The following is a 14,886-nucleotide window of genomic DNA, read 5'->3' as shown; positions in this document are numbered from 1 at the left end:
GTCAAAAGTTTAAAGTTCACATCATCAACTTTAAACTTTTGAACCTTAAACTTTAAACAAGAAACAAAAATGGATTTAAAAGAAAAATTAATCTCGTCTTTTATGGCTTTTGAAGAGCGCATCGATGTTCACGCTGAACTTCATGATGTACGCACAGCAGCACTAAAAAACTTTGAGAACAAAGGGTTTCCTTCCAAAAAAGAAGAAGCTTGGAAGTATACCTCGCTTAATGCTGTTTTGAAAAATGACTTTACCGTTTTTCCTAAGCAAGAGAACGAAATTCAATATTCAGATGTAAAAAAATACTTTTTACACGAAATAGATAGTTATAAAATTGTTTTTATTGACGGTGTGTTTAGCTCACATTTGTCTGCTACAACGCATGAAGGTATTGATGTTTGCTTGCTTTCATCAGCACTGACAAAACCAAAATACAAAACAATTATTGATACTTATTTCAATCAAATTGCCAATAAGGAAGAAAGTTTGACCTCTTTGAATACGGCTTTCGCCAATGAAGGAGCATACATCAATATCCCGAAAAGTAAAATAGCAGATAGACCTATTGAAATTATGTATTTCTCAACAGGAAATGAAGCTGCGTTGCTGGTACAACCCCGCAATTTAATTATAGTAGGTGAAAATGCACATGTCCAAATCATTGAAAGACATCAAAGCTTGAATGAAAATCCAGTTTTAACCAATTCGGTTACGGAGATTTTTGCTCAAAAGCGAGCTTTAGTTGACGTATATAAAATTCAAAACGATAACCTTACCGCAAACTTAATAGACAACACTTACGTTTCTCAACAGGAGGAAAGTAGCGTTGCTGTAAATACATTCAGTTTTGGTGGAAACCTCACTAGGAATAACCTGAATTTTTACCATTTTGGCGAAAGAATTGTAAGTTACTTAAATGGAATTACGATTATTGGCGAAAAGCAACATGTGGATCATTACACACTCGTGCAACACGCTACTCCAAACTGCGAAAGCCATCAGGATTACAAAGGAATATTCTCTGATCGTTCTACTGGTGTATTCAACGGAAAAATTTTCGTAGAAAGAGAAGCTCAAAAAACAAATGCTTTCCAAAAAAGCAATAACATTTTATTGAGTGACAAAGCTACTATTAATGCAAAACCGCAATTAGAAATTTTTGCTGATGATGTAAAATGTTCGCACGGTTGTACTATTGGTCAACTAGACGAAACCGCTATGTTCTATATGCAACAACGTGGTATCCCTAAGAAAGAAGCAAAAGCTTTGTTGATGTACGCGTTCTCTAATGCCGTTATCGAAAGCATAAAAATACCAGAGTTGAAACAACGAATCACTAAAATCATCGCTACGAAATTAGGCGTGAAAATGGGATTTGATTTGTAGACGTTTTTAACTGCAAAGTTCGCTAAGATTGACGCAAAGGGCACAAGGTTTTTACTAAACTTTGTGCCCTTTGCGGTTAATTTTAGTCTCTTACTGCAATAATAAACATGATAATTCCTAAGAACAATAGTGCAAGACCTCCAAAAAAACAAAATGCATTTATAATTGAGTACCCTAGATTCGTAGAATAACCTAAACCGCCTAAAAACCAACCTCCAATTATCATTAAAATTGATTGTAAAACTTTATTCTTTATCATAAAAATTATTTCTTCACACTTTCAATTATCCCTTTCAACATTCCATTAAAATCAAATTCAGGATTTTCTTTTAAACCCATTCGTACAATAACTAAATCAAGTGACGGAATAATCGCAACCATTTGGCCTTGAAAACCACTACAATAATACATGTCTCTTGGAACATCGGGAAAATATCCGCCAGCATTAAGCCAAAAGTGTCCGCCGTATCTTCCTTCTGACGTATTCGTGGGAGTTGCGGTGTATTTAGCCCAACCTTCGTTGAAAATTTGCTCGCCGTTCCAATTGCCTTCGTGCAAATACAACAACCCAAACTTTGCCCAATCGCGCGTGGTAGCCCAACCGTAGGAGGAACCTACGTAATTTCCCGCCATATCCGTTTCGATTACCATCGAATTCATTCCAATTTTATCAATCAAATCCGTGTACCAAAAATCTAAATATTCCTGATGTGTTTTGAACTGCTTTCGCAAAATTCCAGAAAGCAGGTTGGTTGTTCCTGAGGAGTAATTCCAATGCATGTTAGGTTTATACTCCGCTGTTTTTTCTAGTTGAGAACGTGTCATATCCTCAGCTTGAAAAAGCATTTGGGTAGCATCACAGATTTTGTCATATTTCTCCTCCCATTCCAAACCAGAATTCATGTGGAGCAAATCATTTGTAGTTATCAATTTTCGTTTGTCGTTTGCCCACTCTGGAATAGGAGCTGGAGCATCAATATCAAATTTTTTTTGTTTTTCTAATACTCCAAACAGTGCGCTAGTGATACTTTTGGTCATGGACCAGCCTAATATTCTACTGTTCTTATCAAAGCCCGTATCATACTTTTCGGCAATAATTTTATCTTTATAAATCACTAAAAGAGAACGTGTTCTTTTATTTAGTTCTCCTTTTTTATCGAAACCATTGGCTACAGCTGCGTTCAATTTGGCATAATCAATAGTAGAAAAAATAGTATCTAAAGGCTCTTTGTTTCCAAATGGAAATGGCGTTGTGTTGTTTGGTAAACTTCTTTTGGGAACCAAATAAGGTTTTGAAACATCAAAATCATCATTGATTAAAGTCACTCCTAAACCTTCACGATAAATTGCTTTGCGTTCCTTTAATCCATAAACCGAAGACACAGCAAACTTTTTGGCAGCATCAATTTTGTTTTTGGCCAAATCAATCATATCGATATCATTGTCTCCTTTTTCAATCAGTTCCTGTGAACGACTATCAATAAAATGTCCCGAAGCCATACTTTTGGCTGAAAAGCCAGAAATTAAATCTAGTTTGGGATAGGTTGTGAACCCAACATAAAAGATTCCAACCAAAACAGCCAAAGCAACAAACTTGAAGAATTTTTTCATAAAGAATTATTTTGGAGCAATTTAATAAAAAAGATCTACATTTTGAAACAGTAAGGAATACAGAAAAAGGCTTTTTCTGTAGACAAATATTTTTTATTTAAACCATTAATTAATTAACTTTCCACAAGAGTTATTGCTTAATTTTTCGTAATTTTTGATGGTTTTACTTCATAAAAGAGCATGTTAAAAAAACATACTGTTTAATCAAAACATTATGGTTTGCAATCCTGTTTTATTTTTTTAATCTTTAGGACTGATAACTTTTATTAACCGGTTGGGTGTAATTGGTTTTTGATGGTAATTTTTTTCAGTTCGACTATTGTTGGATAAAAAAATGTATCGAGATCAAGAAAAATTTCATTAAAAACGGTTCTCAATACGCGTCACTTCCAGTAGCGGAGCATATCGAGAAGTTTTGCTCCGTTTTACTACACAAAAAAAACACTCGAAATGACGTTTTGAATAATTACACCCAACGGGTTTTTATTAACAACTGTTTGCTAAAAATTAATTCCATTTTCACTACTTTTGTATTTAGAAAAATTCTAAATAATAGGATTTTAATCCTCTATTCGTTTTCTACAAAATAAAAAAGCAAACATGTTAGACATTAATAAAATTAGAGCCGACTTTCCGATACTTTCTCAAAAAGTGAACGGAAAACCATTAGTTTATTTTGACAACGGAGCTACTACGCAAAAACCGCAAGTGGTAATTGATGCGATATCAAAATATTACCAAGAAATAAATGCTAATATTCATCGCGGCGTGCATACTTTGAGCCAGTTAGCGACGGATGCTTATGAGGAATCTCGTGGAAAAATTCAAAAACATATTAATGCTAAATTTGCCCATGAAGTGCTGTTTACTTCTGGGACAACACACGGAATTAATGCCGTAACCAATGGTTTTGCTTCTATTTTGAAAGCTGGTGATGAAATTTTAGTTTCGGCATTAGAACACCACAGTAATATTGTGCCTTGGCAAATGTTAGCTGAAAAAACCGGTGCTATTTTACGTGTCATTCCAATGAATGAAGACGGCGAATTGATCATGGCGGAATATGACAAATTGCTTTCGGACAAAACGAAAATCGTAACCGTAAATCATATTTCGAATGCGCTGGGAACCATCAATCCTATCAAATATATGATAGACAAAGCGCATGAAGTTGGCGCTGCGATTTTGATTGATGGAGCGCAAGCCGTTCCGCACATGAAACCTGATGTACAAGAATTGGATTGTGATTTCTATGTTTTTTCAGGACACAAATTGTGTGGTCCAACAGGTACCGGAATTTTATACGGAAAAGAAGCTTGGTTAAATAAATTACCGCCGTATCAAGGTGGTGGCGAAATGATCAAGGAAGTGAGTTTTGAAAAAACAACGTATGCGGAACTGCCGCATAAATTTGAAGCAGGGACACCAAATATTGCTGGCGGAATTGCACTAGGAACTGCCGTTGATTATATGAACGAAGTAGGCTTTGACAACATTCAACAACAAGAGAAAGAATTGTTGGAGTATGGAACGCAACGCTTATTAGAAATTGAAGGGTTGAAGATTTTTGGCACAGCAGCAGCAAAAACTTCGGTAATCTCGTTTAATATTGAAGGCATCCATCCGTATGATATTGGTACAATAATTGACAAATTAGGGATTGCAGTGCGCACCGGCCATCATTGTGCCCAACCCATCATGACTTTTTTCAATATTCCAGGTACAATTAGAGCATCATTTGCTTTTTACAATACCAAAGAAGAAATTGATTTGATGGTTGCAGCAGTCAAGAGAGCACAACTCATGTTGTCATAAAATTAAAATTACATTGCTATGAAAATACTATCTATTTTGTTCCTGACCTTATTTTTAGGCAACGGCTGCGATAGTGCCAACGCGCAAGATATGGAAAATGCCGTAATTGAATATACTGCCAATACCAGAGGGTTTTACCAGAAAATCACCCTAGAAAATCAGACAATCACTGTTTCTAAAGACAGAGATGGAAATGATAAAGCGGCACCCATAAAAATTAGTGATGCCGACTGGAAAGAAGTTGTGGCTTGTTTCAAAGAGTTAGAGTTAGATCGGTTATCCGAACTGAAAGCACCAACTGAAAAGCGTTTTCATGATGGTGCGGCTATCGCCAACTTAAAAATCAATTATAAAGACAAAATCTATGAAACAACAGATTTTGATCATGGCTTTCCGCCAAAGGAAATAAAGAAATTCGTTGCTAAGATAAATTCATTTGTTAAAAAAGAGTAACACGGAAACAAAATCAGCTAATTATGAAAATTAAAGAAATACAAGACGAAATCGTTGATGAGTTCTCCATGTTTGACGACTGGATGGAACGGTATGAATACATCATCGAATTAGGAAAAAAACTGCCGCTAATCAAAGAAGAATACAAAACCGAAAATAATATCATCAAAGGCTGTCAATCGAAAGTGTGGCTACAAGGGGAGCAAACAGACGATAAAATTGTTTTCACCGCTGATAGTGATGCCATCTTGACCAAAGGAATTATTGCGATATTGATTCGGACTTTCTCCAATCAAAAAGCGTCTGATATTCTGGAAGCTGATCTGGGTTTTATTGATGAAATAGGGTTGAAAGAACATTTGTCACCTACACGTGCCAACGGTTTAGTATCGATGATCAAAAACATAAAAATGTATGCTCTGGCGTTTAATGCGAAGAATTAATTTATGAACTAATTGTTTTAAACATATAAGTCATATAAGTTTTTTAATTATGATAAACACACACTAACCTAGTATAATCTAAACTTGACAATAATGAACATAACGAGAAGTTATCTTAAGGATTTAGTGTATCAGGTTAATGGAGCAGCAATTGAAGTTCATAAAAGTATAGGTCCTGGTCTATTGGAATGTGTTTATCACCAATGCCTAAAAAAAGAATTAGAATTACGGAAAATAAATTATTCTTCTGAATTACTGGTCCCTTTAAAATATAAAGGACATGAATTAGAATCTAAATTAAGATGTGATTTATTTATAGAAAATACTCTCGTAGTTGAATTAAAATCGGTAAACGAAACAAACCCTATTTTTGAAGCGCAATTACTTACTTATATGAATTTATTAAACGCACCTATAGGTTTGTTAATTAACTTTAATGTAAAAAATATTTTCTTTGAAGGCCAAAAAACTTTGGTAAACGAGTTTTATCGTAAACTAGATGAATAGAAAAAATGATTTAAACACATAAGTCAAAAATTTGCAAACACTGAATAAAAAACTTTAATAGAAAAAACGATTTAAACATAGGAGTCATACAAGTCAATAATTTATAAAAACTTAAATTCACTTTCCTTTTACTTAAAAGAAAACTTATATGACTTATATGTTAATAAAAAAATCACAAAATAAATAGAAAAAAATGGAACAAGAAATAGACACCACCGAGTTAGGAGAATCAATTGTAAAAATATTAAAGACCATTTACGATCCAGAGATTCCTGTTGATATTTACGAATTAGGACTGATTTATGACGTCATGGTCAACACTGATTATGAAGTAAAAATCCTAATGACGCTTACTTCCCCAAACTGCCCAGTTGCTGAAAGTTTACCAAGAGAAGTAGAAGATAAAGTAAAATCAATTGAGCATGTAAAAGATGCTGAAGTAGAGATCACTTTTGATCCACCTTGGAGTAAAGATTTAATGAGCGAAGAAGCAAAATTAGAATTGGGAATGCTATAAAATGGCACGCAGTCAACCCAAATCGTTAAACGATCAAAAAATTGGATTAAAATCGTCTCTTGATTCGCTTTTCTTAATACCCCGGTTTTTCAAAGAAATTTGGCGAACTAACAAATCGTTATTCTTGACATCTGCTTTGTGCAGAATCGTTGCGGCTTTGTTACCGGTTGCGATTTTATGGGTTGGAAAACTTATTTTTGATGCTATCATCCAAATTACAACACATGGAGAAAAGGACTATTCTGAACTTTGGCAATCAGTAGTAATTGAATTCATTCTGGTAGTATTATCGGATTTGGTTGGTCGTGCAATCTCACTTACGGATGGAATTCTTGGAGATCAGTACAATATCAATAGTTCGATTAAAATCATTAAAAAGACCAATGAAATTGATATAAGTTTACTTGAAAATTCTGAATTTTACGACAAGCTTGACCGAGCACGAACGCAAACAGCAGGCCGTGTCGATTTAATGTCGAATGTGTTAGGTCAGGCTCAAACTACTATTTCTATATTTTCATTGGTGGTGGGACTGATTTATTTTGAGCCTTATTTAATTATCTTATTAGTTTTAAGCATTTTTCCCTCTTTTATAAATGAAGTCCGTTTCAGTCAACAACAATATTCGCTGGCCCGAAGCTGGACTTCCGAAAGAAGAGAATTGGATTACCTTAGGTTTATTGGTGCTAATGACAAAACGGCAAAGGAAATTAAGCTTTTTGGTTTAACTAGTTTTCTGGTGGAAAGATTTGAAACCCTTGCCACGCGCTATTTCAAATTAAATAAATCGCTTGTTGTAAAACGTTCCAGTTATGGGTTCTTATTTAATGTTTTAGGATCGATCAGTTATTATGCCGCTTATGTTTTTATAATTTACAGAGTGCTTTCGGGCGGAATTTCATTGGGGGAATTAACTTTTTTATCTGGGAGTTTCAATCGATTAATGAGTAGTCTGCGCGATTTTTTTTCGAAATTTACACGAATATCAGAGAGTGCTTTGTATCTCAAAGATTATTTTGATTTTATAGACATTTCAACAGAATATAAAAGTAAAAACGAGGTTCCGATGCCAGAAAAAATCAAAATCGGATTTGAATTCAAAAACGTTTACTTTGCTTATCCTGAAAGTGATAATCAAATATTAAACGATGTAAGTTTTACCATCAAAGCAGGAGAAAAAATAGCATTTGTTGGGCAAAATGGTGCAGGAAAAACGACACTTACCAAATTACTGCTTCGATTTTACGAGCCTACATCAGGTGAAATTTTGCTTGACGGCATCAATATCAACCAATACAATAAGGCCAATTATCAGGAGTATTTTGGAGTCCTTTTCCAGGATTTTTTCAGATATGAATTTTCCGTAAAAGAAAATATTGCTATCGGAAAAATTGATGAGATTAACAATAATGAACGCATTTTGAAAGCGGCTGAATTAAGTCTAGCCGATGAAGTTGTTGCTGAATTAAAGTATGGTTACGAGCAACAACTGGGAAAACGATTTGCTAAAGGCCAAGAGCTTTCCGGCGGACAGTGGCAAAAAATTGCATTGGCAAGGGCTTACATGAAAAACGCTGAAGTTATGATTCTAGACGAGCCCACATCGGCGCTAGATGCCAAAGCCGAAAGCGAAGTTTTTGAACGGTTTATAGGATTAATTAAGGACAAAACTAGTGTAATCATCTCTCATCGATTTAGCACCGTGAGACAGGCCGATCGCATTGTGGTCCTACAAGAAGGTAAGATCTTAGAGTCAGGAACGCATCAGGAATTAATGGAGAATAATCAATTATATGCCCAACTGTTTACACTGCAGGCTGAAGGCTATCTATAAAATAAAAGTATGGAAGATGAAATTGTAAATAAAGTAGCCAATAGTGTTTTGGAAGTTTTTGATCTCGAGGATTATTATCCAAGCGGAATTCGGGCTCAAATCGATATTTCGCAATGGCTTTTGGAAGGCTTTTTACTGCGAGAAAAAGACTTTAGAGCGGAATTGAAAAATCATGATTGGTCCCAATATCAAGATCAATATGTGTCGATTCATTGCAGCACCGATGCGATTGTCCCGGCTTGGGCATCCATTTTAGTTGCAATTCAATTAGCGCCATTTGCAAAGAAAATAATCAACGGAACGATTGAAGATTTAGACGCTTCCCTTTATGAAGAATTGTTGCCAAAAATGGACTATTCTATATATAATAACAAGCCTGTTATTATAAAAGGATGCTCTAGAAAACCAGTTCCCATGCGGGCTTATGTTCTCGCTGCGCATTATTTACAACCTTTCGCCCGCAGCATAATGTATGGCGAAGCGTGTTCCGCAGTGCCCTTATACAAAGCACCAAAGAAAGACTAATTTATTGCAATTATTGTATACTTTAGCGGTAGATATTAAAATGCAAAGTCATGAAAAAAACAGCTTTTTCTTTCGTATTTCTTTTTACCCTACTTTCTGTTGCTGCACAAGAAACGGCTACTGATACGGTAAAACATTGGACCAAAAAAGGAAACATCTCACTGCTCTTCAATCAATCCGCTTACAACAAGCAATGGTTGGGTGGCGGAACCTCTAATGTGGCAGGGAATTTTGGACTGAATTATGACTTCAATTATAAAAAAGAAGACGTGGTTTGGGATAATAAACTGATTTTAGCCTACGGTTTAACCAAAATTAAAGGAGATGATCAAATCGCAAAAACGGATGATCGAGTGGAGTTGAACTCTCTTTATGGAAAGAAAGCCAACGGACAATGGTACTATTCGATGTTTTTTAATTTCAAAACCCAAATGGATACCGGTTTCGATAATAATATGTCGCTCATTTCACATTTTTTCTCCCCTGCTTATTTCCAGTTGGGACCAGGAATGCTTTGGAAAAAAAATGATAACTTAAGTGTCAATTTTTCTCCTGCGACAGCAAAACTAATTATCGTTCACCCTCATTTTACAGAATTTGGTCCTTCTTTTGGGGTCTTGCAAGGCGATTCCACAAGATTTGAATTTGGAGCCAGTATTACAGCCTATTACAAATTCAATATCATGACGAACGTATCTGTAGAAAACCGATTGAATTTATATTCGAATTATCTAAACAATCCACAAAACGTGGATATCGATTACCAGATGAATGTGATTATGAAAATCAACAAATACTTGTCGGCCAATGTAGCCGTACAGGCCATTTATGATGACAATTCTATAAAAGCTGTTCAAGTACGAGAGGTTTTTGGATTGGGTGTTAATTACGGGTTTTAACCCAATACTATTTTAGAGAAAATCCCTTTTGAAAATGGTTTCAAAAGGGATTTTTTTGTGGTTGTTCGCATTGAAAACGCTGCAATTTGTGTTTCAATGTAAGAAGACTAGATGCACTTGACAATAGGGAATTTATGCTTTTTAATTATATGTTCACTGTTGTGGGCACAGTTTGCAAAACTGCGCTAACGACTACACATATCAGCGAGTTCGGGGTTGCAAATTCGATCAATCTGTTAAAAAGTTATTTTTCAAGTTGTACTTCAATATTGATCATTGCATTTACAAAAGCATCCTTTACTTGTGATTTATGTGTGCCTACAATCCACCTTTTACTTCTAAATCTTGTCCAAGTTAAGATCTCCATTTTCGTATGAGTAAAGTTTATACTTGGCGCGATTTTAGACATGGAACTGATTTCTTGATTGTATTTAGTATTCACGATTTCTACACCAACACAAATGCCTGATTGTGGTAATTTAATTTTAAGGGATTCTACATCAATTTTTAACCGGTATGTTTTATTTTGGGGTGCTACAATTAAATTTTCAAAATATAACTCTTCTCCTGGTTGTTTATTTATACTATCGTATTCGTAAAACTTTATGTTGTATGTTGCCAAAAAGTCAGCTTCTTTTTTTTCATTCAAGCTTAAAATTATACTTTTTATTTTACCCTTTTTATGCGTTGGATTTTTGATATAATTACAAAATTCGTAACCAAATGGAAAGCCACTTCTAACTTTTAGTTTTTTAATTAGTCCAAATGTTTTTATACTGCTGTAATTTTTCTTTTTATTTGAAATTATTACTCCCTCAAGTTTCTCAATTTTTGGACTTAATTCAATTTCTATGTTATAAACTTTGCTTTCATTAAAGGGTAATAAACTTAAAGTTTTTTTGTTGTACCCAACTGATGAAATTTGCAATTCATCAAGTGCATCCTTTACTTTGATTTTGAATATTCCATCTTTATCTGAATTTACCCCCAAATCTTTTTTTACAAATGTTATATTAGCTAGTTCTATAGGTTTTTTTGTTAGGCTATCTATGACTTTACCTTTTATGACCTGAGAGTGACTCATTGTGTTAAAGGCAATCATTGCTGTACAAACAATAAATTTTACTTTTATTCCTAATTTCATTTCTGAATTAATTTTATTTTAGCGAGATGCGCAACTCCGAAAATACTATTATTTATTGTTCACTTTATCCACGCTCTAATTGAAAAACGAGCGCAAGTAGAGATTGTTATTTTAAAGTCCATTTAATAAATTCGTTCATTACTTCTTGCCAATGTTCTTTTTCATAATCCGCTCTTCCATTCTCTTTTACTTCAAAAAAATTATGTTCTAAATTTAGATATCGTTTATAAGTCAGATTTGTTTTTGAATTTTGAATGTAAAATAAAGGTACTAAATCGCATAAATCAGAAGCAATATCATTCGTTCCATAAGCTAAATAGGTTGGAATTTTGATTTTCAACCAATCATTTATCAATGGTCTTGAAAATGATTTCCAAGCTAATAAATCTGGATTCTCCTTTAATATTTTTTCATCATAAGAATCTTTCAACATTTTATAGGTGTTTTCTATACGTTCATCCGCTTCCTCCCAGGTCATTTGTTTACTTTCTGCACTTTTTCTGTAATTTCGAATATTTTGGTCAATTCTACCAAATGGATTGGCACCAAATAAACCTAAATTAGTGACTTTTTTATTATTTAAAGCTATTAAAGTGGCCACTTTTGAACCTTGTGAATGCCCTGCTACTATTAATTTGGAATTGTCTACCCATTTTTGTTTTCGCAAGAATTTTAAGACTGCTTTTGCTCTATTTTCATAATTTTCTAAATAATCAGACTTGACATAATCCGCATCAAATTCATTTGGTTTTTCAGCGTTTGGGATATAGCAATACGATTCATTTAGATTTTTTTGATCGACAATTACAGGTGTTTTTGGCATTGAAATTACAATTAAATGATAATTTTTTTTGATTTCATCAAGATCAAAATTGGTAATTCCACCACCAATCATCCATGTTTTTTCTTTTTCAGGTTTTACAAATAATGGCAATGGTAAAGAGCCTTGACAAAATATAAAAACAGGTTTTACTTTGTCTAATGTTGTATCAACTACTATAAAATCAATCGTATCGTTTTTCTGTTTTAAACTAAATTGGATTGCTTGATTGTTAATTATGTTTGGATTCTGTCCAAAAATTATTTGAACTAAACATAGGAAGATTATTGTATTGATGCTTTTCATATAAGTTCAATGTATTGTCGTTTTAATTGTAATCGCCTTAAATATCACTTTGCGTTATCGTAATCTGTAATATATTTTATTATCATTTTTTCAACATCGTCAAAAGGCTTTTCAAAAAGTTTCTCTAGAGTAACATTGAAGTTATCTTTCGTTGAATTATATAATTCCCAAATACCTTTTTCACCATGTTTTTCATAAACTAATTTACAAATTACACCTCCTGTGACATAAAGAATTGAATTGTCAAAATCATTCCTGAATTTAAATGTCATTATATCATCTAAAGAAATTCCCTTTTGTTTTTGAAATGTTTTTGAAGTTTGTTTTAGTGAATCTTCAAATGATTCATTGAAACTTGGACCAGCTAACCAAGTAGCAAGTCCTTCATTTATTATCATTGGACAATACAAAGAATTATCTTTTGGGAGTGGAAAAAGCATGTGAACAAATTCGTGAGGATAACTTGCATTACCATAGGTTGTAAAAATCTCTTTGTAAGGAATAAGTGCTTGGCCGCCTAAATAGGATAACCAATACTCAAAATTATACAATTTTCCCATTTCGTCTGAGTTTGGTAATATATAATATGTAAATGGTTCGATTTTGAGATTAAATTGATTAGCGATTTTTTCACAAAACCTCACTGCTTTTACAGCTTCCTTTTTGTCAAAACTACAATTCGGGTGTACTATATATGTAATGAATTTAGCTTTATACTTTTTCCAATTTTTAGTATCATAAGAAATTACATTTTCTAATTTAAATTCTTCATTTTCATTTTTAACTGCATACAGTTTTGTAATAAAATCAGGTGTAGAATTTTTATATTCTTTTTCGGCACAGTCATGTGCAAAGAGTGTTTTAATTTGGTACCTATTGGAAGCAATACTATCAATTTGTAAAATTTTTGGAGTGTAATAACTTAGATATTGGACAGAATTATAGTAATTATACATTTGATTTGCACTTCTGTCAATTTTAAAGATTTTACTCTTTAAAAGTTGATCCGCTTCTTTATCATTCCAATAAGGATTTTTGTATATACTGTCAGGTTTAGAGTTTATGTAATTTTTGTATAAGTGATAAACACTTTTAATAACAGTTTTAGATGTATCTACTCTTGCAGAAATATCTGGAATGATAGTTTGTGAATATGCAGCTGTATTGATAAGTATAAAAATAAAGGGGAAGATATTTTTCATTTATAAATGTAATTTAAATCATGATTTTCAATAAGTATTGCAGATGACTTTTTGACGCTTGGCAAGGTTGCGAACTACGGATCCGCATGTTTTCCAATAAGATAATTTTTTTTGAGAAAGATTACCACAATGGTTCAGCATTTACACTACAAAAAACAGTATTTTCTTCTTCATAGTTCCTATAACTGCTGTTTACATAATCTCTGATTCTCGTTTTAACTATCCGCGTTGCAAACGCTACGATTTGTCTTTCAATTTAAGTAGGCACTAGTCACAGACGAGTACCAGATAACGTGGACAAACGAGTGCCAGAGGGTACTACTTTAAGCACATAGGTAAGTACCTGCGCTAACGGTAACCGTAAATCTATGCCATTTGGGCTTTCTTTTTTATTTAAATCCTCCAAAAAACTTATTTACGAAAAAGCCAGTTAACATTAAGAAAATGACCGAACCAACAACAAAAACAAAAACAAACATATTACCTAATACTTTTTGTTGTTTACTTTCATTAATGAATCTTTCTTCAATTTTAAGATATAAATTATCTTTCCCAAAATACCAATAATTTACATAATAAATTACAACACCATATGAAATGTAAATAATGATAAACAAATTACCCGACATAGTATGCAATTTAAAAAATTTATTCAGTAATAAATCAATTGTTATTGAATTAATAAATAAACCTATACACAAGTAAATTACTGCACCGTTTAATGCTAAATCAGAATTTGGGGTTGTTAGCATATGTCTATATAATTTATAAAAAATATAATGATAAACTTTTTTCACACTTCGTTTTTTAATAATTATCAATTCCCGTTTTTTGGCAAAACTTACCCTCCTCTGGTGCTCGTCTGTGACGAGTACCTACTTACAAATGTGAACTAAATAAAGCGTTTACAACGCGGCTTATATAAAAAGATTACCACAAAGGTTCAGCATTTACACTACAAAAAACAGTATTGTCTTCTTCATAGTTCCTATAACTGCTGTTTACATAATCTCTAATTCCCGTTTTAATTATCCGTGTTAAAACGCTGCGATTTGTCTTTCAATGTAAGAAGACTAGATGCACTTGACAATAGGGAATTTATGCTTTTTAATTATATGTTCACTGTTGTGGGCACAGTTTGCAAAACTGCCTTTACTTTGTATTTGACAAAAAAACATTAAATTTATTCAAAGGAAAACAGAGGTGAACTATCAAATCCGCCAAGTTTGTGACTTATTTAGCGCATTAGTCCTCTGTCTTCTCCTTGAATCCCGTTGAATTGCTTCAAATAGAATGATAGACATCAAGGTCTAATAAAGGCTCTAAAGAAGTTCAACATTTTTGTTTATCCTAAATTCAAAGTTATGAAAAACTATTTATTTTACGTAGGTATTGACATTTCAAAATCAAAATTAGATGTAGTT

Annotated in this window: 15 protein-coding genes; 9 read left to right on the top strand and 6 right to left on the bottom strand. The window is 33.2% G+C overall.

Annotated features, from left to right (window positions below; genetic code table 11):
• Positions 1–69 precede the first annotated feature (69 nt).
• Positions 70–1,386, top strand: coding sequence for a Fe-S cluster assembly protein SufD (gene sufD / locus E0F91_RS16510; RefSeq protein ID WP_132067492.1), 1,317 nt, complete (start codon positions 70–72; stop codon positions 1,384–1,386).
• Positions 1,387–1,468: 82 nt separating this feature from the next.
• Here the strand turns inward: sufD and E0F91_RS17825 are convergent, their stop codons facing one another.
• Both E0F91_RS17825 and E0F91_RS16505 read right to left on the bottom strand, forming a co-directional pair.
• A complete protein-coding gene (locus E0F91_RS17825; RefSeq protein ID WP_165930156.1) occupies positions 1,469–1,645 on the bottom strand; it encodes a hypothetical protein in 177 nt (58 codons plus the stop codon).
• A gap of 5 nt (positions 1,646–1,650) precedes the next feature.
• Entirely contained in the window at positions 1,651–2,997 is a 1,347-nt protein-coding gene (locus E0F91_RS16505; RefSeq protein ID WP_132067491.1) for a serine hydrolase domain-containing protein, read from the bottom strand.
• Between the two features lie 600 nt (positions 2,998–3,597).
• Between E0F91_RS16505 and E0F91_RS16500 the strand changes: the two genes are divergently transcribed.
• The 8 genes from E0F91_RS16500 to E0F91_RS16465 all read left to right on the top strand — a co-directional run bounded on the left by E0F91_RS16500 (position 3,598) and on the right by E0F91_RS16465 (position 9,990).
• Positions 3,598–4,812, top strand: coding sequence for an aminotransferase class V-fold PLP-dependent enzyme (locus E0F91_RS16500; protein ID WP_132067490.1), 1,215 nt, complete (start codon positions 3,598–3,600; stop codon positions 4,810–4,812).
• An 18-nt stretch (positions 4,813–4,830) separates the two neighbouring features.
• A complete protein-coding gene (locus tag E0F91_RS16495; protein ID WP_132067489.1) occupies positions 4,831–5,265 on the top strand; it encodes a hypothetical protein in 435 nt (144 codons plus the stop codon).
• A gap of 23 nt (positions 5,266–5,288) precedes the next feature.
• Complete coding sequence (locus tag E0F91_RS16490) at positions 5,289–5,708, top strand: SufE family protein (RefSeq protein ID WP_073355489.1); 420 nt, start codon at positions 5,289–5,291, stop codon at positions 5,706–5,708.
• A gap of 93 nt (positions 5,709–5,801) precedes the next feature.
• Positions 5,802–6,215: a GxxExxY protein gene (locus tag E0F91_RS16485; protein ID WP_132067488.1), complete on the top strand. Its 414-nt coding sequence runs from the start codon at positions 5,802–5,804 to the stop codon at positions 6,213–6,215.
• Positions 6,216–6,408: 193 nt separating this feature from the next.
• On the top strand, positions 6,409–6,732 hold the full coding sequence (locus E0F91_RS16480; protein ID WP_091258593.1) for an SUF system Fe-S cluster assembly protein: 324 nt from the start codon (positions 6,409–6,411) through the stop codon (positions 6,730–6,732).
• A gap of 1 nt (position 6,733) precedes the next feature.
• Complete coding sequence (locus E0F91_RS16475; RefSeq protein WP_132067487.1) at positions 6,734–8,566, top strand: ABC transporter ATP-binding protein; 1,833 nt, start codon at positions 6,734–6,736, stop codon at positions 8,564–8,566.
• 9 nt (positions 8,567–8,575) lie between these two features.
• Positions 8,576–9,091, top strand: coding sequence for a DUF2480 family protein (locus E0F91_RS16470; RefSeq protein WP_132067486.1), 516 nt, complete (start codon positions 8,576–8,578; stop codon positions 9,089–9,091).
• Between the two features lie 50 nt (positions 9,092–9,141).
• Positions 9,142–9,990 (top strand): DUF3078 domain-containing protein, encoded by an 849-nt coding sequence (locus E0F91_RS16465; protein ID WP_132067485.1) that lies wholly within the window; start codon positions 9,142–9,144, stop codon positions 9,988–9,990.
• 244 nt (positions 9,991–10,234) lie between these two features.
• Here E0F91_RS16465 and E0F91_RS16460 read toward each other — a convergent pair whose 3' ends face one another.
• From E0F91_RS16460 to E0F91_RS16440, 4 genes are all read right to left on the bottom strand, one after another.
• Positions 10,235–11,134, bottom strand: a complete 900-nt coding sequence (locus E0F91_RS16460) for a carboxypeptidase-like regulatory domain-containing protein (RefSeq protein WP_132067484.1) — start codon at positions 11,132–11,134, stop codon at positions 10,235–10,237.
• A gap of 106 nt (positions 11,135–11,240) precedes the next feature.
• Entirely contained in the window at positions 11,241–12,260 is a 1,020-nt protein-coding gene (locus E0F91_RS16455) for an alpha/beta hydrolase family protein (RefSeq protein ID WP_132067483.1), read from the bottom strand.
• A 44-nt stretch (positions 12,261–12,304) separates the two neighbouring features.
• Positions 12,305–13,462 carry a hypothetical protein gene (locus E0F91_RS16450; protein WP_132067482.1) on the bottom strand — a complete coding sequence of 386 codons (1,158 nt, stop codon included), beginning with the start codon at positions 13,460–13,462 and terminating at the stop codon, positions 12,305–12,307.
• Positions 13,463–13,851: 389 nt separating this feature from the next.
• Positions 13,852–14,259 (bottom strand): hypothetical protein, encoded by a 408-nt coding sequence (locus E0F91_RS16440; protein ID WP_132067481.1) that lies wholly within the window; start codon positions 14,257–14,259, stop codon positions 13,852–13,854.
• Positions 14,260–14,886: the final 627 nt, after the last annotated feature.

This window comes from Flavobacterium sandaracinum (assembly GCF_004349135.1).
In the GTDB taxonomy this organism is placed as follows: domain Bacteria; phylum Bacteroidota; class Bacteroidia; order Flavobacteriales; family Flavobacteriaceae; genus Flavobacterium; species Flavobacterium sandaracinum.
Note: the sequence above shows the minus strand (reverse complement) of the source record. Positions and strands in the feature narration are given on the sequence as shown.